17 protein-coding genes are annotated in these 20,190 nt (G+C 69.5%); 9 read left to right on the top strand and 8 right to left on the bottom strand.

The features are described from left to right. Positions 1-45: 45 nt before the first annotated feature. From ABT009_RS07735 to ABT009_RS07745, 3 genes are all read left to right on the top strand, one after another. On the top strand, positions 46-1,089 hold the full coding sequence (locus ABT009_RS07735; RefSeq protein ID WP_351290705.1) for a zinc-binding dehydrogenase: 1,044 nt from the start codon (positions 46-48) through the stop codon (positions 1,087-1,089). Positions 1,090-1,100: 11 nt separating this feature from the next. Then, positions 1,101-2,060, top strand: a complete 960-nt coding sequence (locus tag ABT009_RS07740; RefSeq protein ID WP_351290707.1) for a 3-carboxyethylcatechol 2,3-dioxygenase — start codon at positions 1,101-1,103, stop codon at positions 2,058-2,060. A 795-nt stretch (positions 2,061-2,855) separates the two neighbouring features. After that, positions 2,856-3,860, top strand: a complete 1,005-nt coding sequence (locus ABT009_RS07745) for a sugar ABC transporter substrate-binding protein (RefSeq protein ID WP_351290709.1) — start codon at positions 2,856-2,858, stop codon at positions 3,858-3,860. Between the two features lie 178 nt (positions 3,861-4,038). Here the strand turns inward: ABT009_RS07745 and ABT009_RS07750 are convergent, their stop codons facing one another. Continuing rightward, entirely contained in the window at positions 4,039-5,040 is a 1,002-nt protein-coding gene (locus tag ABT009_RS07750; protein ID WP_351290711.1) for a LacI family DNA-binding transcriptional regulator, read from the bottom strand. A 206-nt stretch (positions 5,041-5,246) separates the two neighbouring features. Between ABT009_RS07750 and ABT009_RS07755 the strand changes: the two genes are divergently transcribed. Together ABT009_RS07755 and ABT009_RS07760 are read left to right on the top strand one after the other, a co-directional pair. After that, entirely contained in the window at positions 5,247-6,266 is a 1,020-nt protein-coding gene (locus tag ABT009_RS07755; protein ID WP_351290713.1) for a Gfo/Idh/MocA family protein, read from the top strand. Then, on the top strand, positions 6,263-7,129 hold the full coding sequence (locus tag ABT009_RS07760; RefSeq protein WP_351290714.1) for a sugar phosphate isomerase/epimerase family protein: 867 nt from the start codon (positions 6,263-6,265) through the stop codon (positions 7,127-7,129). Before ABT009_RS07755 ends, ABT009_RS07760 begins: the two co-directional genes overlap by 4 nt. Here the strand turns inward: ABT009_RS07760 and ABT009_RS07765 are convergent. Further along, complete coding sequence (locus ABT009_RS07765) at positions 7,119-7,811, bottom strand: CPBP family intramembrane glutamic endopeptidase (RefSeq protein WP_351290716.1); 693 nt, start codon at positions 7,809-7,811, stop codon at positions 7,119-7,121. The genes ABT009_RS07760 and ABT009_RS07765 overlap by 11 nt on opposite strands. A 417-nt stretch (positions 7,812-8,228) precedes the next feature. Here ABT009_RS07765 and ABT009_RS07770 point away from each other — a divergent pair, with 417 nt between their 5' ends. After that, on the top strand, positions 8,229-10,892 hold the full coding sequence (locus ABT009_RS07770) for a SpoIIE family protein phosphatase (RefSeq protein WP_351291308.1): 2,664 nt from the start codon (positions 8,229-8,231) through the stop codon (positions 10,890-10,892). 66 nt (positions 10,893-10,958) lie between these two features. Here ABT009_RS07770 and ABT009_RS07775 read toward each other — a convergent pair whose 3' ends face one another. Then, the gene (locus ABT009_RS07775) at positions 10,959-11,321 is read right to left on the bottom strand and encodes a winged helix-turn-helix transcriptional regulator (RefSeq protein ID WP_351290718.1); all 363 of its coding nucleotides are present in this window, start codon (positions 11,319-11,321) and stop codon (positions 10,959-10,961) included. 136 nt (positions 11,322-11,457) lie between these two features. Here ABT009_RS07775 and ABT009_RS07780 point away from each other — a divergent pair, with 136 nt between their 5' ends. Continuing rightward, positions 11,458-12,111, top strand: a complete 654-nt coding sequence (locus tag ABT009_RS07780; protein WP_351290720.1) for an FMN-dependent NADH-azoreductase — start codon at positions 11,458-11,460, stop codon at positions 12,109-12,111. A gap of 167 nt (positions 12,112-12,278) precedes the next feature. Here the strand turns inward: ABT009_RS07780 and ABT009_RS07785 are convergent, their stop codons facing one another. The 4 genes from ABT009_RS07785 to ABT009_RS07800 form a co-directional block, all read right to left on the bottom strand. Next, the gene (locus ABT009_RS07785; RefSeq protein ID WP_351290722.1) at positions 12,279-13,466 is read right to left on the bottom strand and encodes a M20 metallopeptidase family protein; all 1,188 of its coding nucleotides are present in this window, start codon (positions 13,464-13,466) and stop codon (positions 12,279-12,281) included. Positions 13,467-14,130: 664 nt separating this feature from the next. After that, positions 14,131-14,823, bottom strand: coding sequence for a flavin reductase family protein (locus ABT009_RS07790; RefSeq protein ID WP_351290724.1), 693 nt, complete (start codon positions 14,821-14,823; stop codon positions 14,131-14,133). Between the two features lie 382 nt (positions 14,824-15,205). After that, entirely contained in the window at positions 15,206-16,165 is a 960-nt protein-coding gene (locus tag ABT009_RS07795) for a hypothetical protein (protein ID WP_351290726.1), read from the bottom strand. Continuing rightward, positions 16,162-16,710, bottom strand: coding sequence for a SigE family RNA polymerase sigma factor (locus ABT009_RS07800; protein ID WP_351290728.1), 549 nt, complete (start codon positions 16,708-16,710; stop codon positions 16,162-16,164). The genes ABT009_RS07795 and ABT009_RS07800 overlap by 4 nt, the downstream gene beginning before the upstream one ends. A gap of 289 nt (positions 16,711-16,999) precedes the next feature. On the opposite strand from ABT009_RS07800, the gene ABT009_RS07805 reads away from it, so the two are divergent. Both ABT009_RS07805 and ABT009_RS07810 read left to right on the top strand, forming a co-directional pair. Beyond that, the gene (locus tag ABT009_RS07805; protein WP_351290730.1) at positions 17,000-17,761 is read left to right on the top strand and encodes an isochorismatase family protein; all 762 of its coding nucleotides are present in this window, start codon (positions 17,000-17,002) and stop codon (positions 17,759-17,761) included. Positions 17,762-17,768: 7 nt separating this feature from the next. Beyond that, positions 17,769-18,104: a MoaF-related domain-containing protein gene (locus tag ABT009_RS07810; RefSeq protein ID WP_351290732.1), complete on the top strand. Its 336-nt coding sequence runs from the start codon at positions 17,769-17,771 to the stop codon at positions 18,102-18,104. Between the two features lie 58 nt (positions 18,105-18,162). Here ABT009_RS07810 and ABT009_RS07815 read toward each other — a convergent pair whose 3' ends face one another. Continuing rightward, positions 18,163-20,184 carry a glycoside hydrolase family 31 protein gene (locus ABT009_RS07815; RefSeq protein ID WP_351290734.1) on the bottom strand — a complete coding sequence of 674 codons (2,022 nt, stop codon included), beginning with the start codon at positions 20,182-20,184 and terminating at the stop codon, positions 18,163-18,165. Positions 20,185-20,190: the final 6 nt, after the last annotated feature.

Raw genomic sequence — 20,190 nt, forward strand, 5'->3', positions numbered from 1 at the left:
CACACGGGCTGTCGGATGCCGGGTTTCGCGGGACAGCGTGGGCGCATGCTTGCTGCCACTGCCGTCTCCCAGAGCGCGACCGACCCGCTGGCGGGGCTCGTCCTGAGCGACGTGCCCCCGCCCGAACCCCGGCCCGGATGGTCGGTCGTCCGTGTCGCCTCGTCCTCGCTCAACATGCACGACGTATGGACGCTGCGTGGCGTCGGCCATCCGCCCGAGCGGCTGCCCATCATCCTGGGCTGCGACGCCGCGGGCTACGACGAGGACGGCAACGAGGTCCTCGTCCATCCGGTCATCGCCGACGCGGACGCCGGCATGGGCGACGAGACGCTCGACCCGAACCGCGCCCTGCTGTCGGAGCAGCACAACGGCGCCTTCGCCGAGTACCTGTCCGTCCCCACCCGCAACCTCATCCCCAAGCCGTCGTGGCTCTCCTTCGACGAGGCCGCGTGCCTGCCCGTCGCGTGGGGCACCGCGTACCGCATGCTCTTCACGCAGGCAAAGATCCAGGCGGGCGACCGGGTGCTCGTCCAGGGGGCGGGCGGCGGCGTCGCCTCGGCCGCCATCAAGCTGGCCGCGGCCGCGGGAGCGATCGTCTACGCCACCAGCCGCAGCGAGGAGAAGCGGGCACAGGCCGAGTCCTGGGGGGCGCGCAAGGCGGTGCCGAGCGGTGAGCGGCTGCCCGAGCGGGTGGACGTGGTCATCGAGACCGTCGGCGAGGCGACCTGGTCGCACTCGCTGAAGTCACTGCGCCCCGGCGGCACGGTCGTGATCGCGGGCGCCACCAGCGGCATGAACCCGCCCGCCGACCTGGGCCGTATCTTCTACCGCCAGCAGCGTGTCATCGGCTCGACCGGCTGCACCCGCAGCGAGCTGGTCTCGCTGCTCAGCCTGATGGACGCCACCGGTGTGCGTCCGGTGATCGACCGCACCCTGCCGCTGGCCGAGATCCACAAGGGCTTCCAGCTCATGATCGACGGACGGCTCACCGGCAAGCTCGTCATCCATCCGTCCGCCCCGGACTCGCTCGACGACGTGTCGCACGCGTCCTCCGTTCACCCGTCTCACCTGTCCCACTCGGATCAGTGAGGAGCACCGCCATGACCGCTGCCGCAGTGGGCCTGTCCCACTCCCCCCTCATCGGCAAGAACGACCCGGCCCCCGAGGTCCTCGCGGCTGTCGAGAACGCCGTCGACAACGCGCGCGCCTTCATCCGCGCCTTCGACCCTGAGCTCGTCGTCCTCTATGCCCCCGACCACTACAACGGCTTCTTCTACAAGGAGATGCCGCCGTTCTGCCTGGCCACCGAAGCGAACGCCGTCGGCGACTTCGGCTCGGCCGCCGGCCCCCTGTCGGTCGACACGAAGGCAGCCAACGCCATCGCCCGAGGGGTGCTCGACCGTGGCATCGACCTGACCGTGTCGGCCCGGATGACCGTGGACCACGGCTTCGTGCAGCCGCTCGAAGTGCTGTTCGACGGGATCGGCAACGTCCCGGTGGTGCCCGTCTTCATCAACGGTGTCGCCACGCCGCTCGGACCGATGAGCCGTATCCGCGCGCTGGGCACCGCGATCGGCGAGGCCGCAGCCGAACTGGACCGGCGGGTGCTGTTCCTGGGCTCCGGCGGCCTGTCCCACGACCCGCCCGTGCCCGTACTCGACGGTGCCCCTCCGCGCGTCGCCGACGCGCTGATCGAAGGGCATCCGCCCACGCCCGAGCAGCGGGCCAGGGGCGAGGAGCGCGTGGTCCAGGCCGGCCGCGACTACGCGGCGGGCTCGGCCAGGATGATCCCCATCAACCCGGTCTGGGACAACCAGGTCCTGGACACGCTGGAAAGCGGCCGTCTGCCGGAGGTGGACGACTGGGGCGTGGAGTGGATGGGCGCCGAGGGCGGCGGCTCGGCACACGAGGTACGCACCTGGATCGCGGCGTTCGCGTCACTGGCGGCGTCCGGCCCTTACCGGATGACCTCTCGCTTCTACGAGCCGATTCCCGAGTGGATCGCGGGCTTCGCCGTGGCGACGGCGGAACAGACGGCAGAGCAGAAGACGAACGGCTGACCTCGCGCGAACGGGAGCAGGCCATCGAACGGGCCGTGGACCGGTCGATGGCCTGCTCCCGTTCGCGCCCTCTTCGGCTCCGTTGATGTCGACGCCGAGACCTCACCTCCCCGCAGTGCGGCAGCAACTCCGCGTCGACGGGCCCGACTTCGGAGGGCTCGTGCGTTCCACTCGGCGACTTCGAACCGCGCGATGCGGCGATGCGCCTGTACGCCGACGGCGAGTGCCTCTCGGGCGGCGATGGCGCGGCATGCCTCGGACATCCCTGAACGCCCTGCCGCGGCCGGCGCGCACCGCGCGGGAGCTCGGCGGCCCGCTGCGCGTCGGCATCGCACTTGATCGGCTGGGCTCGGCCCCCGATTCGTTCTGATCGCTGCTCCGCTCCGCAGTCGCGGCCACCGAAACGCTTTGTTGGAACGTCCTGACAAACCTGTTGACATCCCCTGCGGGCGGCTCCATAGTACGTGCCACTAGAGCGCGCTAATAAAGCGCTCTAGTGACGGAAACAGGCGGTCCGCACCCATGACCACCTCACACAGCGCTCGCCGCACCAGGCACCCCGAAGCACCGCTCGCCCACGTCGCTCGTCCAGGCCGCCAGGCTGGGCGCGCGCCCTCGTCATGGTCGATGGCCTTCAAAGCCGGCCTCCGCCATGGCGCTCCGTATCGACCCACCCGCCCGCCGCTGACCCAGCGGGCTGCAGCCCGGCCGCAACATCCGAAGACCTGTCCTACCTGCTCCGACTTTGCCCCTACCTGTCACCCACTCCGACCAGCACAGCGAGGTTCAAGGGACATGCACAGACACCACCGAGCCGCCACCCTGACCGCCACCGCCCTCGTCGGCACCCTGCTTGCCGCCGGCTGCTCCAGCAGCTCTGGTGGGAAGAAGTCCGAAGAAGGCGGCACGGACGCCTCGGCGGGTAAGGCCAACACGCCCCGCATGACCGTGGCCATGGTCACCCACGCGGCCCCCGGCGACACCTTCTGGGACCTCATCCGCAAGGGTGCCCAGGCCGCCGCCGCCAAGGACAACATCAAGCTCGTCTACTCCAGCGACCCCAGCGCCGGCAATCAGGCCAACCTGGTGCAGAACGCCATCGACCAGAAGGTCGACGGCATCGCGCTCACCGCGGCCAAGCCGGACGCCATGAAGGGAGTGGTGGCCAAGGCCAAGGCAGCCGGCATCCCGGTCGTCGGCTTCAACTCCGGCCTGGACGACTGGAAGCAGCTCGGCATGCTCGAATACTTCGGCCAGGACGAGAACATCGCAGGCCAGGCCTTCGGCCAGCGGCTCAACAAGCTCGGGGCCAAGCACGCCCTCTGTGTCGTCCAGGAGCAGGGTCAGGTCGCACTCGAGGCCCGCTGCGCAGGCCTGAAGAAGGGCTTCGACGGCAAGACGGACACCCTCTACGTCAACGGCACCGACATGCCGTCCGTGAAGTCGACGATCACCGCCAAGCTCAGGCAGGACAGCTCCATCGACCAGGTGGTCACCCTCGGCGCGCCGTTCGCGCTCACCGCCGTCCAGTCGGTGTCCGACGCGGGCAGCAAGGCCAAGGTCGCGACCTTCGACCTCAACAAGGACCTGGTGAAGGCCGTCCAGGACGGCCAGGTCGAGTTCGCGGTCGACCAGCAGCCCTACCTTCAGGGCTACCTCGCCGTCGACGCCCTGTGGCTGTACAAGACCAACGGGAACTTCAGCGGCGGCGGCACGGCGCCCGTCCTCACCGGACCGGCCTTCGTCACCAAGGACAACGTCGACGACATCGCCAAGTTCGCCGCGAAGGGGACGCGCTGACCGCCTGGAACGGCGTCTCTGACCGTCAGGAAGGGCGTCGCTGACCGCCAGGTAACGGCGTCATCGACATCCGTGTGAGCGGCCGGCATCGCATCCGCGGTGCCGGCTTACTCACGCTCGCATCCGCGGTGCCGGCTCACATCGCTCACATCCGCGCTGCCGGCCTGCCCCTGTGGCCTCAGGCCGACGCCTCCGGCACCGGCCCGCTGGTCCCCCGTACCACCAGCTTCGGATCCAGCACCGCCTCCCGCGGCTCCAGCCCCTCGTTCTCCAGCCGCTCCACGGCGAACCGCACCGCGTGCTCCGCCAAGAGGACCGCGTCCTGGCGGACGGTGGTCAGGCCGATCGGCATCAGGTGGGAGAGGTGGCTGTCGTCGTATCCGATGACGGACATGTCGCGCGGGACGTCGACGCCCGCCCGGGTCAGGGCCATCAGCAGGCCCCACGCACACCGGTCGTTGCCCGCGAGGACCGCCGTCGGCAGAGGGTGCCCCTGATCGCGCTCCGCCAGGAGCAGACGGCCCGTGTCGATGCCCGACTCCTCGGTGTGGTCGCCGGGGATCACCCGCATCTCGGCCTCAAGTCCGTGGCGGCGCATCGCGGCCCGGTAGGCGCGCCGCCGCTCGGCCGAGCCGGGGCCCCGGCCGCCGTCGATGTGCACGATCCGGCGGTGCCCGAGTTCGACGAGGTGCTCCATGGCCTGCCGTACGCCCTTGCCCTCGGCCGAGTGCACGAAGTCGACGTGGGCGTGGGGCACCCGGCGGCTGACCGAGACGGTGACCGTGCGGCGTCCGAGCTCGTCGAGGTAGCCGGGCTCAGCGTCCGGGCCCAGCAGGATCACCGCCTCGCAGCGATGGCTGAGCAGCGCCTCGACGGCCTTGCCCTCGCTGCGCCCCTGGGCGGCCGCGGAGAGCAGGACGTCGTAGCCGAGCCGTTCAGCCTCGGGGTAGATGCACGCGATGAGGTCCGTGTGGAAGGTCTGGTGCACGGTGAACATCACGCCCAGCGTGCGGCTGTGGCCGCGGGCCAGCAGCCGGGCCGCGCCGTCGGGACGGTAGCCGATCTCGTCGGCGACGCGCAGGACCCGCTCGCGGGTCCCCTTACTCGCCCCCGGCTGGCCGCGGAAGATGATCGAGACGAGTGCCCTGGACACGCCCGCCTTCGCAGCGACGTCCGCCATCGTGGGCCGCTGCCTGCCCGATGCATCCACCTGTGAACCACCCTTCGACGCGCCCACCTTACGGGCAGTCTCGAAATCTCCCGGCAACAAGCTATTGACATGACATTTGGACAGGACCATCGTACTCGCCTAGAGCGCTCTAGTAGAGCGCGCCAGTCAGGTGCTGAACCCCGCCCTCCCATCCAGGCCTCCTGAAGGGATCGACCATGACCGTACGCGTAGGTGTCATCGGCGCCGGAATGATCGGCCAGGATCACATACGCCGTCTCACCGACGTCATCACGGGGGCGCGGGTCACCGCCGTGACGGACATAGACGAGGCCCGCGCGTCCGAGGTGGCCGCCCGCGTCGACGCCACCGCGCTGCCGACCGGCACCGACCTGATCAACTCGCCCGAGGTGGACGCCGTCCTCGTCACCTCCTGGGGCCCCACCCACGCCGAGCACGTCCTCAATGCCATCGCGGCCGGTAAGCCGGTCTTCTGCGAGAAGCCCCTCGCCACCACCGCCGCGGACTGCCTGCGCATCGTCGAGGCCGAGCGCGCCCACGGCCGCCGTCTCGTCCAGGTCGGCTTCATGCGCCGCTTCGACGCCGGCTACCGCCAGATGAAGGAGGTCCTCACCTCCGGCTCCATCGGCACCCCGCTGATCGTGCACTGCGCCCACCGCAACCCCACCGTCCCGCACTCCTACACCTCCCAGATGGCCGCGCAGGACACGGCCGTGCACGAGATCGACGTACTGCGCTGGCTGCTCGACGACGAGATCGTCTCCGCCCAGGTGCTCACCCCGCGCGCCACCAGCAAGCGATTCGACCACCTCAAGGACCCGCAGATCATGCTCTTCGAGACCGCGAACGGCATCCGCATCGACCTCGAGGTCTTCGTCAACTGCCAGTACGGCTACGACATCCAGTGCGAGACCGTCGGCGAAGACGGCCTGATCCGACTGCCCGACCCCGCGGCCGTCGGCGTCCGCACCGCGGGGCGGCACGCCACCGCCGTCCTGCAGGACTGGAAGGGCCGCTTCGCAGACGCCTTCGACACCGAGTTCCGCGAGTGGATCGCCTCCGTCGAGGCCGGCGCCGAGCCCACCGGCCCGTCCGCCTGGGACGGCTACGCCGCCACCGTCATCACCGACGCCACCGTCCGCTCCCTGGACTCCGACGGCACCCTCGTCACCGTCGACATGAAACCCCGACCCGCCTTCTACGGAGGCACCGCGTGAAGATCGCCCTCGACCCGTACATGTTCCGCGCACTGCCCATCGACGACATGGTGCGCACCGTCGCCGAACTCGGCTACGACTACATCGAGTTGTCCCCCCGCGACGACTTCATGCCGTTCTTCCTCCACCCGCGCGCGGACGACGAGCGCATCACACAGCTGAAGAAGTCCCTGCGCACACACGGCGTCCAGCTGTCCTCCGTCCTGCCCCTCTACAAATGGTCCTCGCCCGACGAGACCGAGCGGCAGGCCGCCGTCCGCTACTGGAAGCGGATGATCCAGATCACCGCCGACCTCGAATGCCCCCTGATGAACTCGGAGTTCAACGGCCGCCCCGAGCGCGCCGCCGAGAGCGAGGCCGCCTTCTGGCGCTCGCTGGAGGAACTACTGCCCGTCTTCGAGCGGGAGAGCATCGCGCTCAACCTGGAGGCCCACCCCGACGACTTCTGCGAGGAGAACACCCCGGCCGTCGATCTCGTCCGCGCGATCAACAAGCCCTGGGTGAACTACCTCTACTGCGCCCCGCACACCTTCCACCTCTCCGGGGCCAATCCGACAGCCGATATCGCCGCGATGATGCGCTACGCCGGCGACAAGCTCCACCACGTGCACATCGCGGACTCCTTCAACCACAAGGGCTCCTCCGGTCTGCGTTACATCCTCAACCCGCCCGGCACCACCGCCCGTATCCACCAGCACCTGGACATCGGCCAGGGCGAGGTCAACTGGAACGCCTTCTTCGGCACACTGCGCGAGCTGAACTTCGACGGCATCGCCACCGCCTGCGTCTTCGCCTGGGAGGAACGAGCCCGCGAATCCTCGGCGTTCATGCTCGACCGCATCACCAAGGAGCTCACCGGGTAAGGCACCGTGACACTGCCCAGGCGAGTGTGTAACCGAATCCGTTGACGGCCCAGTGCAGCGCCGCGGGAGCCAGGAGGCTGCCGGTGCGGCGCCGCAGCTCGCACAGGACCACCCCGGCGGCGGCCGTGGTGGCGATGGCCGCCGCAACTGTCGGCGCCACACTCGCCGACCCGCTTCCCAGGGCGGACTGAACTGCGGTGTTGGAGCGGTTGAGTCCCTGGGAGGGCAGCAGATGCCAGAGCCCGAAGAGCAGTGACGACACCGTGGTGGCCCATGTGGTTCCGCGGCGACGCCGGATCATGGCCCACAGGACGCCCCGGAAGGCGGTTTCCTCCAGCAGGACGGTGCCCAGCGGCACACGTACCAGCACGCTCCACAGCAGTTGCTGCACCGATAGACCTGCGGCCCTGGCATCCCGGAAGGCCTCCCTGCCGGCCGGAACGGCCAGGACGAGGAGGAAGACGACGAGGACGGAACCGACCAGCACGGGCGCCCACCGCAGTCCCCGGCGCAGCCCCACCGCGCCGAGCCCCAGATCGGCCGGGGTGAGGCCGTCCCGGCGGGCGATGAGGAGCAGCACGGCAGTGGAGGTCACGCACGTGAGCACGTAGGCGCCCGGCGCGAGCCGGTTGTTGAGCAGGTTCGCGGCAACGAGCACGACGACGACAGACAGACACCGCATCCTGTTTCAAGGATGCTCCGTCACGGCCCCAGGCGGTCGGGCCGCGCAACCGGGGCAACAAGATCGTCGGCAACCTGCCGCTGCTGCCCTGAGCCGGGGGCCGTGTGTCGCGGATCCGTACGGCGCGGGTCCGAACGGCGCGAGTCCGTCCGGCGCGAGTCCGAACGGCGCAAGTCCGTCCGGCGCGGGTCCGTCCGGCGCGAGTCCGAACGGCGCAAGTCCGTCCGGCGCGGGTCCGTCCGGTGTTTGTCCAGCACCTCGGCCCCAAGTCTTGGTGGGCAAGCGCAAGATTGATATATGTCCGGATTCCGTATCCGATCTGGGTCTTTTCTGGACGCTCGGCTCTTGGACAGTTCCGCTCGCATCCGGCGCAAGGGCCCGCCCTCGGTACTGAGTGTCCGTAGCGTCGTCGGCCAGATGTTCCTGCTGCAGGTGGCGGTCGTGGTTCTGCTTGCCATCGGCGCCGTTGTGATGCTGGTGTTCTCGGCCCAGAGCGAGAGTACCCACGGTGCCAGCAATCGTTCACTCGCTGTCGCGCAGGGCTTCGCCAGCTCCCCGGGGCTCGCTGACATCCTGGTGTCCCCTGATCCCAGTGCGGTGCTGCAGCCCCGGGTCGAGGAGGCCAAGAAGGGCTCAGGCGTCGACTTCATGGGCGTGATGAACCGGGACGGCATCTACTACGCCCTTTCACCGGGTGGCCCCGGCACTCGCACCACTTCGGACATAGCTCCCTTGCTGGCCGGGCGGACACTGAGGGAGGAGGCTGTGGGCTCCCTCGGCCCGCAACTGCGTGCCTTCGTCCCCGTCAAGGAACCGGATGGCTCGGTGGTCGGCGCGGTGGGCGCCGGGGTCACGCTTGAGCACGTCAGCGACAGGGTCGCAGAGCAGCTGCCGGCCGTACTGGGCGCCGCCGCCGGCGCGGTGGCCCTCACCACGGGAGGAGCGGCGTTGCTCAGCCGACGGCTGCTGCGCCAGACCCACGGCCTCGGCCCGGCCGAGATCACGCGGATGTACGAGCACCACAATGCGGTCCTGCACTCGGTGCGGGAGGGGGTGGTGATCGTCGACGGCGACGGGCGGCTGCTGCTGGCCAACGACGAGGCGCGGCGGCTGCTCAACCTGCCCGACGCCGCGGAGGGACGCCCGGTCTCGGACCTCGGCCTGGACCCGCGGATGGCCGAATTGCTGACCTCCGAGCGGGGGGCGACCGACGCGGTGCACATGGCGGGCGACCGCCTGCTGGCGGTGAATGCACGCCCGACCGCGCCCTACGGTGGGCCTGCCGGGACTGCTGTGACTCTGCGGGACACCACCGAGCTGCGGGCCCTGGCGGGCACGGCGGAGATGGCCCGCGAGCGGCTGCAGCTGCTGTACGAGGCGGGGATGAGGATCGGCACCACGCTGGATGTGGTGCGCACGGCCGAGGAACTGGCTGAGGCGGTGGTCCCCCGGTTCGCCGACGTCGTCAGCGTCGAGTTGGCGGAGCCGGTGGTGAGTGGCGGGGAGCCGGGTGAGGAGAGCACCGAGATGCGGCGCATCGTCGTGCACGGGGCCCGGGACGCGTCCGCCTATTTCCCGGTGGGCGAGCTGATCCGGTGGCGTCCCGGCACCCCGATGGCGACGAGCCTGGAGCGCGGCCGGGCGGTGCTGGAGGCGGACTTGAGCACCGCGGACGGCTGGCGCGCCCAGGACCCCGAGCGAGCCCGGAGGGTCCTGGAGTTCGGCGTCCACTCGCTGATCACCATGCCGTTGCGGGCCCGCGGCGTGGTGCTGGGGCTGGCGCACTTCTGGCGCGCAGAGGCCTCCGAGGCCTTCGGGGAAGAGGATCTGTCCCTCGCCGAGGAGCTCGCCGCCCGGGCGGCGGTGGCCATCGACAACGCCCGCCGCTACACCCGCGAACACGCCATGGCCGTCGCCCTGCAGCGGAGCCTGCTCCCCCGCGACCTGCCCGAGCAGTCCGCCCTGGAGGTCGCGCACCGCTATCTGCCCGCGCAGGCCGGCGTCGGCGGGGACTGGTTCGACGTCATCCCGCTGCCCGGCACCCGCGTGGCCCTGGTGGTCGGCGACGTGGTCGGGCACGGAGTACACGCGGCGGCCACCATGGGCCGGCTGCGCACCGCCGTACACAACTTCTCCGCCCTGGACCTCTCCCCCGACGAGCTACTGGCCCACCTCGACGAGCTGGTCGCGGACATCGACACCGATGAGGACATCGACACCGACAAGGCCGTCGGCGAAAGCGAAGGCGTCACCGGCGCCACCTGCCTGTACGCGATCTACGACCCGGCCTCCGGGAGATGCACCATCGCCCGAGCCGGCCACCCGGGCCCCGCCCTGGTCCACCCCGACGGCTCTGTCATCTTCCCCGACACGCCCGTCTCACCACCCCTCGGCCTGGGTGGCAGCCTCCCGTTCGAAACCGCCACACTGCAGTTGCCGGAAGGGAGCCTGCTGGCCCTGTTCACCGACGGGCTGGTCGAGAACCGCCACCGCGACCTGGACACCGGCCTGGGCCTCCTGCGAGACGCCCTGTGCCACCCCAACCGCTCCCCGGAACAGACCTGCCAGGCGGTCTTCGACGCCCTGCTGCCCGAGCACCCCAGCGACGACATCGCCCTGCTCATCGCCCGCACACGGCTGCTCGACCCCGACCATGTCGCCGACTGGGACGTAACCTCCGACCCGGCGGTCGTCTCCCGCGTCCGCGCCGACGTCACCTGCCGGCTGGAGACCTGGGGCCTGGACCAGGTGGCCTTCACCACCGAGCTGATCACCAGCGAGCTGGTCACCAATGCCATCCGGTACGGCACCCAACCCATCCGGCTCCGCCTGCTGCACGACCGCAACCACCTGATCTGCGAGGTCGCCGACGGCTCCAGCACCTCCCCGCACCTGCGCCGGGCGGCCACCACCGACGAGGGCGGCCGCGGCCTGTTCCTGGTCGCCCAGTTCGCTCAGCGCTGGGGCACCCGCTACACCGCCCGAGGAAAGATCATCTGGACCGAACAGGCCCTCCACGACGGAGTCACAGAACCAGGCACCGACCTGGCCGACGTCCTCCTTGACCAATGGGACGAATGACCAACGGGACGCACGACCAACGGGACGAATGAAGACCCGTTGAGTAGACCGAGCGTGCGACGCCGCTCAGCCGAGGCACCGCTCCGTGCCGCGCTCGGCTTCCGGGAGGTGCTTCTCCGCCCAGGCGGCCAGTTCCTTCAAGGCCGGGTCGAGTGCCGCACCGGCCTCCGTCAAGCGGTACGAGACCCGCAGCGGCGGCCCCTCGTCCACCTCGCGTACGACAAGTCCTGCCGCGCCCAGCTCGGTCAGCCGGTCCGAGAGCATGCGCTCACTGATGCCCGGGATGGCGCGGCGCAGGTCAGCGAAGTGCACCGGGCGCTCCATCAGTACCGCCACGATCAGGCCGGTCCAGCGCTTTCCGAGCAGCGCGAAGACGCGCGTGATGCCGCCGTCGACCTGCTTGCAGGGCTCTGTTACCGGTTCCCTCATGACGTCAGTGTACTGTGACCACCTTCGCAGGTGAAAAAAAGTAAGTACCTGTGTTATCAATAGGTGCGAAAGGAAAGGCAGCCCGCCAGCGCCCTTCCGACCGCTCATTTCGCATACGGTTCTTTGGAGACCTCTCATGGCAACGCTGCTGCACCTGGACTCATCCCTCTGGCCCGAGGCCGCTTCCGCCTCCCGTTCCGTCACGGCCGCCTTCCGCAAGGCATGGGAGGAGCAGCACCCCGACGGCACCGTGATCTACCGGGACCTCGGCACCGACCCGGTACCGCACCTGGACGCCCTGACCGCGGCCGCCGGTTTCACCGACCCCGCCGACCGCACCCCGGAGCAGGCGGCGGCCTTCGCCGCGCGGCTCGAGCTGATAGAGGAGCTGGAGAACGCGGACGCCGTGCTCATCGGCGCCCCGATGTACAACTTCACGATCCCGTCCACGCTGAAGGCGTGGCTCGACCAGGTGGTGCTCATGGGCCGCACCGCGGGCGTCGAGGAGTCCCCGATCAAGGGCACCCCGGTGTACATCGTCGCCAGCCGCGGCGGTTCCTACGCCCCCGGCACCCCGCGCGAGGGCTACGAGTACGTACAGAACTTCCTGCAGGCGCTGTTCGCCGACATGCTGGGCATGAAGGTCGACTTCATCGTCCCCGAGCTCACCATGGCGCACTCCAACCCGGCCATGGCCGAGCTGATCCCGCTTGCCGACGCCTCCAAGGCGAAGGCCCACGAGGACGCCGTCACCAAGGGCAAGGCTGCCGCCCTTAACGCCGCCGCCTGACACCCATCGCTTCGCGCCTACGCTCACCCGGAGGCTCCGGCGGAGGTTCCGCCGGAGCCTCCGGGCGGCCCGGCATGACTGTGGGTCCGACGGGCTAGGCGGGTGAGCATTTTCCTGTCACGCCTGCGAGGTGCGCCGCCCGGCCGCCCGAGATGTGATGTTGCAACTCACACGAGGGCATCGAGGCGGCTCGACAGGAACCCCGCCATCGCGCGAACACCGACCCCGATCGCGCGCTCGTCCGCCCCGAAGTCCGGGGAGTGCGGGAGCCCATGGATGCCCGCTTCCGGGTTGGCGACGCCGAGGTAGAACATCGCTCCGGGCACCTGCTGCAGGAAGTCCGCGAAGTCATCGCCGTTGAACGGATACGCCGCGTGCAGCGTCATGACCGCGTCCGCGCCCAGGGCGCCTCGCAGGTACGTGGCTGCCGTCGCGTTCAGCTCCGGTGAGCACACCATGGCGGGAAATGGCTGCTCGGTGAACTCCACCCGCGCGCCGGGGAGCGCACCCACCGAGCGCCGCACCTCGTCACGGATCTCCGCGTACCGACTGTCGGGCCAGGCCCGCAGCCAGGCGTGCACGCGCGCGCCATCATCGCCCGAGCTCACGTGGGACAGGGCGAAGACGAAGCGCGCCAGCGGGCCATCAGGGATCTGCATGTCGTCCATGAGCCGCTGGACCTGTTCGGGCGCATGCGGGCGCCCGACGGTCGACAACCCGTCGATCATGGCGGCGAACCGCTTCGCGTCGTCGGCGGCGTCCGACCCCGCCAGCTCGATCCGGAAGCCGTCCTGCCCCGCCTGACCGGGCCCGACCGCGAGCATGCCGACCGGAAGAGGGGCGCAGTGCAGCGCGTAGATCTCCCGCGGCGCAGTCCGCTCCAGGACCCCGTCCTCGATCATCGCCCGGGCGCCCTCACAGGTCTCCTCGGCCGGCTGGAAGACGAAGACGACCCGGCCGTTCAGCTGCTCCCGCAGCCGCGCAAGGACCAGGGCGGTACCCACCCCGATCGCCGTATGCAGATCGTGCCCGCACAGGTGAGCCGCACCCGGAACCTGTGAGGAAAAGGCACAGTCGAACAGTTCGTCGTCGTCAACCGCGTCCATGTCGGCCCGGTAGGCGACGGTCGGACCATCACCCGCACCGTCAACCACCGCCACCACACCATGGCCGCCCACGCCGGTTACGACGGCCAGACCCGCGGCACGAAGCCGCTCGGCGACCAGTGCCGAAGTGCGCCGCTCCTCCCCGGCAAGCTCAGGATGCCGGTGGATGTCGCGGCGCATCCCGATCAGTTCGTCGTCGATCGAGGCCGCAACCTCGTCGATCGTCGCGTGGTCCAGCGCGGAGGACATGCGCCGGACGCTACAGGAACCGACCTCCAACTCGGGCTTGAAGTTGAAAGGAACTCAATCTCCGCTGCTGGTCAGGTGTCAGGGCCCAACCCAGCGCATAACCCCAGCACTTGAAGCTCTCTAGGACGGGACCCTGGAGCCACCAGACCAACTCAAGGGCCGCTGCCGGAACCCGAACTGCAGCCGGGTGGATTCGGCGTGGTAGAGGACCTGCTGCAGCGTCCACCGACACCCCCATGCTGCTTGGGGCGCCGAACCCGCCAGCGGTCGGCAACGACAGGGCAGCGTTCACGGCGCTCGCCGCGACCTGCCCGCACATCCGGGCCGGTGGCCTGGGATCAGCCACTCCCCGCCTGGAGAGAGACCTGTAGCAGCCGCCGTTCAGCGGTCGCGGTTCCACCAAGCGACGCCGTCGAGCTTCAGGAGCCTCTTCTCGAAGGCGACGGCATCCTCGGGGCCGGCTGTGACGGCCAGCTGGCGTGAAGGTCGGCCCAGCCAGCGCGAACTTTCCGCACCCGGTCGCCTGCGTCGGCCGACTGCTTTCGACCTCCGCAAGCCGCTCACGCAACCAGTTTCGGTCGGCCGGCGCCCGGCCCAAGACCGCCTCGCCGAGAAGCAGGTGCCCAGTTCGACTACCTCGCCAGGGTCTCGATCCCGCCGGAACTCAGTTGGGAGCGGCAACGAGTGCATGCTCTGCAGCAGGGCCCTCGGAGCTGCGAGGTGTCTGAGTGCGGTAGGAATGGCCGAGTTCGGGGCCGAGTCCGAAGTAGTGGCGGAAGTTGTAGATAAGGGGACTCCAGGCGGCGGGGTCGATTTGGTCGGTGCCGGGAACGACGATGCGAGAGTCGGCGTGGACCTTGTGTACGACGGCCTCGATGATGACGAACTCCCCGGAGGCGTCCGGCCGCACCCGCTCGGCGTGGGCCTCAAGCTGGATGGGGCATTCGGCGACGCGAGGCGGCCGGACCAGGTGGGACGGTTCGCCGGTCAGGCCGGCTGCGGCGAACTTGTCCGGCTCGAAGCGGCATCCCTTGGCCTTGGTCGCGGGCACTGGATTACGGCCGGTCAGTGGCGCCAGCCGCTCTACCGCCGGCCACTGGGCGGGGGCCGGCAGGTTGATCACCAGGTCGGGTCGGCTGCCGAGGTTGTGCGCGGTCTGTCCGTCGCGGCCCAGTCCGATCACGACGGTCTGTCCGAGTGCCCATGCGGAGGATATCGGGGCGAGATTGAAGGAGCCGTCCTGATTCTCCGTCGACAGGAGGACCACGGGCGTCCCGAAGTACAGGATGCTCGGCTCGATCTCCAGGTGGGGGACGAGGGTCTCTGCGGGCGAGGCGCTGGAAGGTGCGGTGTTCACGGTGGGGAGCCTAAGATCCGGTCGTTTCGGCAGAGGCCGAAGTGTTCCGGGAGACGTCCTGCCTGCCTGACCCGCTCGGCGCTGTATTCCCGCTCTCGCCGTAAGCCGTCAGCATCAGTCGCGGACGGACAGACGAGGGATCACCGTCTTGACCAAACACCCGTGGCGGGAAAAAAAACACTCTTCGATCCGGAACAGGCGGCCCGGTCGGCATCGGCGAAGCCGCCTATGAAGCCGGCACGTCGCCCTGCCTCAGCAAAGGCAGCACGTGGTCGTCGGGCGCAGCCTGTTTGCTCACCACCAGGAGGCGCCCGTTCGTCGCCGAGGTCCACCTCCGTGGAATCGAGGGCCGGGGGCGGCGCCCCCGGCCCAGCCGGTGGCGCTACGGCAGTGTCTTCTCGTAGGTCTTGTCCTGGTCGGAGTCGTAGACCAGCTTGCCCTCGGCGTCGTACCCCTTGATGTGCGGGGCCGCGGTGACCTGCTGGTTCAGGATGCCGGAGGCGACGAACCAGCCGTGGTCCAGGGCGGCCTGGCTGGTGGCCTTGCCGTAGGAGACGGTCACCCGGGCCACCGACGGATCTACCCTGCCGATGACGCCCCAGCGGAACGGGAGTTTCCAGTTGCCGCGGTCGAGGACCGACTGCTGGTAGAGCTTGCCTCCGTTGATGTCGGCCCTCACAGGACCGGCGTCCGGTGGATCGTCGGTGCCTGCGCTGATGTTGCGGCCCTGGGCCTTGTCGTCCTTGATGTTGCAGATCAGCCGGATCTGCTGCGGCTGCTCCTTCACCGCGACAACGTACATGCCGTCATCGGGCGTGTTGGAGTCGCCGGTGCTGTTCATCGCGAGGATGATCCGGTAGTCGTCTGCCGCGCCCAGGTCGGTGTCGAACACTCCGGCCGAGCCGGGTGTGTGCGACTTGTCGAAGGCGAGGCACTTCTCCAGCCCGTCGGCGGCCTCCTCGAAAGTGATCCCGTCGAGCAGCTGGCCCTCCGTGGCCGGCCGCGCGGGCCCCGCAGGCGACGCGGACGGTGTCGGTGTCGGTGTTGGCGTCGCCGGCGTCTGCTGCGTGGCGCTGACCGACGGTGTCGGCGCCGCCGTTTCCCCGCTCGTACCCGCGCCGGTCAGCGCGTACGCCCCCACGGGTACCGCCGCCAGCGTCACCAGGGCCGCCCCGGCCGCCGCCACCCGGCGCCGCCGCTCGACCGTGCCCCGGCGGCGGATCGCCGGATACGGCGCCGGCTTCGGCCGGATCGTGTACGCGTCCTCGGCGAGCAGCCCGCGCAGCTGCTCCTCGAAGTCCTCGCCGCTTCCCGCGCCTTGCTGCTTCTGCTCCTCGTTCACCTGCTGCCTCCCTGCCTGGACGAGGCCCGGCTGCGGTCAGGTCCGTCCATGCCCTGCGCGAGCCCCGGATACGTACGCAACTTCGCCAGTCCCTTGGACGCCTGGCTCTTGACCGTGCCGGGGGAGCAGCCGAGTACCTCGGCGACCTCCGCCTCGGACAGGTCCTCCCAGTAGCGCATGACGACCACCGCCCGTTGTCTGGGCGGCAGTTGGGCCAGCGCCGCGAGCAGGGCGCTGCGCTCGTCCGCCCGCGAGACGGCCTCGTCGCGCCCCGCCACCTCCGGCGGCGCCGCGGTCAGCGCCTCCGTCACGCGCCTCTTGCGGAACCGATCGCTGTTGCAGCTGACCAGCATCCGGCGGACATACGCCTCCGGGCTGCTGCTGCGCGAGACGCGCCGCCATGAGCGGTACGCCTTTGCCAGCGCCGTCTGCGTGAGGTCCTCGGCGTGGTGCACGTCGCCCGTGAGCAGATACGCGGTCCGCACGAGATGGGACCATCGCGCTCTGACGAATTCCTGGAACTGGGCCTCTTGTTCGGCCTTCATCAAGCACCCTCCTCGCCCTCCAGACCACCGTTTCGGCGGATTCGGTTGCCTGCCCGGGATCACGGACCGAGGTGCCCCGCCGCACCCCTCGCCCTTGCGGCGCCGACCCTGCCGTACAGCGTCCGCCTCCTTGGCTGGCGGCCCCCTCACCCGCGCCACCCGTCACCCGTTCAGCCGCATAAGGCAGGTGGCCCTCGGTGATATGGCACCAGAGTGTTGAGCACGCACTCAGGTACCTGCGCGGAGCGGCGAGACCGCCGACTGTGCAGGTGGCGAAGGAGTCCATACCATGGCCGAGCGTGCCGCCGACATCGTGAGCCCGATCACGGATGGTGTCCTGCCTCTGAAGACCACGCCCGAGGACGCACGTGCCGCCGGGCAGGTCGGCTACGACAAGCCCACGCCGCAGAACGCGGTGCTGCTGCTGATCGACCATCAGATCGGGCTGATCAACAGCACCAGGGACTACTCCTCGCTGGCGGAGTTCCGGGCGAACGCGGTCGGACTCGCGAAGATCGCCAAGGCGCTGGAGATCCCGGTGATGCTCAGCACATCCAATGCGCAGTGGCAGAACGGCGACACCATTCCCGAGATCAAGAACCTCTTCCCTGAGGTGCCGATCCACCGTCGCACCGGCATCATCAACTGCTACGAGGATCCGACCTTCCGCTCAGCCTTCGAGGCCCTGCTGTCCGGCACCGGGCGCACGCACATCCTCATTGCCGGCGTCACCATCGGCACCTGCACCACAATGCCGACGCTGGCCATGCTCAACGACGGCTACCGGGTGTTCCCCGTGGTCGACGCCTGCGGCGCCTGGAACCACTACGAGGCCGACGCCGCCATGTCCAGGATGGCCCGCGCCGGTGCCGAGCTGGTCACCACCTACGCACTGGCCTGCGAACTCCAGGCGGACTGGAAGCTGCCGAGCGGTGGCCCGCTGTTCACACCGTTCAACGAGGACCTGCCCGAGTACGGCTATGTGATCCAGAACTTCTGGAACAACGCAGGCGGCCATACCGTCCCCGACCCCTTTGGCCAGGTCAAGTAAGCACACCATGGCTGAGCAGATCCCCGTCATCGGACGCAGCTTCCTGTACGACTTCGGCGAGAGCGCCAAGTACAAGCTGCACTTCCTCGCCGAAGACAAGCTCGATGTCACCGTCGTTGCCGATACCTCCTACGCTTCCGGCACGGTCAACCGATTCGACATCGCCCGCACCGAACTGCGTTCCAATCTGTGGATGGTCACCTGGACGGAGCCCGCCACCGGCAATACCGTCACCCACGTCCAGGACTACGAGAACGGGATCGCCTACACCAATATCACCGACCTTGCGTCCCGGGGCTTCTGGAACCTCAAGGGCCACATCACCCCCGTCGAAGAGCCCTGACCCGCCGGCCAAGCCTGCGGGAGAGCGGCATGGCGTCCGTCCCGGTACGGCTCAGTGATCAGTGATCCGTCGGCTCCGCCGGTGCGAACAGGCGCAGCACGTCCGACCTCTGGGCCACGAACACGGGAATGTGCTCGATCGGCGCCTCGGCGGTGACGGTACGGCCCCCTGCGTACTCGCGGCCGGTCCAGGCGTCCGTCCAGGTCAGGCCCTCGGGAAGGTAGACCTGTCGCTCGGTCGCGCCGGCGGTGGTGACGGGTGCGACGAGGATGTCGGGGCCGAACAGGAACTGGTCATCGACGGTCCAGGCGGTCTCGTCGTCCGGGAAGTCGACGAAGAGCGGCCGCATCGGCGGAGTGCCGTGCGCGGACGCCGTGCGCATCTGGTCGTGGATGTAGGGCCGCAGCCGCTCCCGAAGGTGGAGGTGGGCGGCGAGGATCTCGTACGCCTGCTCGCCGTACGACCACACCTCGTTGGGGCCACCGGTCTGTGCGTGGCCCCACGGCATGCGCGGTTCGCGGTCGCCGTGCAGCCGGAAGAGCGGGCAGAAGGCGCCGTACTGGAACCAGCGGATCATCAGCTCCCGGTAGCCGGGGTCGTCCGGGTCGCCGCCTTGGAAGCCGCCGATGTCGGTGGTCCACCAGGGGATGCCCGCGATGGCGATGGACAGTCCGGCCCGCACCTGCCGGGACAGGGAGTCCCAGGTCGCGGGGATGTCCCCGGACCAGACCGCGGCCCCGTACTTCTGCGAGCCGGCCCACGCGGAGCGGGACAGCAGCACCGTGCCCGGCTGCCCGGCGGCGGCCATGCCGTCCGCGAAGATACGGGCGTTGTCACGGGGGAAGACGTTCGTGGCCTGCGCCCCCGGACCGGCGTACAGCGTGAGGTTGGCCGGGTGGGCGGGGACGAGTTCGGGCTCGCAGGCGTCGAGCCAGAACACCCGGATGCCCAGCTCGAGGTAGTTGCGGCGGACCAGATCCCACACGAACGAGCGGGTGTCAGGGTTGGTCGGGTCGTAGACGGCGACGGGCATCTGCGTGGCCATGCCCTTGTCCTGTACGAGGTGGTGGAACTCGGCGCCCTGGTCGGAGCCGAGGAGCAGGCCCCGGTCCCGGAAGGCGCCGTAGTTCTCCGACAGCGGTGAGACGGTGGGCCAGATCGAGACCATCAGCTCCACACCGAGGTCGGCCAGTTCGTCGACCATGGCCTTCGGGTCGGGCCACTCCGCCTCGTCGAAGCGGTAGTCGCCCATGGCCGACCAGTGGAAGTAGTCGGTGACGATCACGGACATCGGCAGGCCCCGGCGCTTGTGCTCGCGGGCGACGGCCATGAGTTCGTCCTGTGTGCGGTAGCGCAGCTTGCACTGCCAGAAGCCGCTGGCCCACTCCGGCAGTTCCGGGGCGTGCCCGGTGACGTCGGCGTACCGGGCCAGGATCTCCTTCGGGGTACGGGCGGCGGTGATCCAGTAGTCGATCTCGCGGGTCTGGTCGGCCGTCCAGGAGGTGCCGTTATCGGCGAACTCCACGGAGCCCAGAGCCGGCACGTTCCACAGGAAGCCGTAGCCACGGCTGGACAGCACGAACGGGATGCTGACCTCGCAGTTGCGCTGTACGAGGCCCAGGCGCAGGCCCTTGTGGTCGAGCCGGCCGTGGGTGTGCTGGCCGAGACCGTACAGCCGCTCGCCCGGGTACGCGGCGAAGCACTGCTCGGCCTGGTAGACGCCCGAGCGGTTGCCCTGCCAGGAGCGGGCGCCGTGTGCCCATGGCGGGGCGGCCTCGGCGAGCAGTTCCTCGCCGGTGCTGGTGCGCGTGAAGCTCAGCCGGAACCCGTCCCAGTGGTACACGGCCGAGACGGTGAGTTCTCCGTTGACGAGCACACCGGAGGACTCATCGGCGCTCACGGACACCGGGGCAGCGTCGGCCGATGGCGGGGTGTCGTCCAGGGCCCCGATGCTGTCGGCGGGGATGCGGTACCGGGCGGCTCGCACCCGGGCGCTGTCGGCGCCCCACGGTTCGACACGGATGACTTCGTGCCCGTGTTGGACCTCGAGAGCGCTTTCAACGACGCGGAATACAGGCATGGGTTG

Source organism: Streptomyces sp. NPDC002896, assembly GCF_040295225.1.
Classification (GTDB): Bacteria; Actinomycetota; Actinomycetes; order Streptomycetales; family Streptomycetaceae; genus Streptomyces.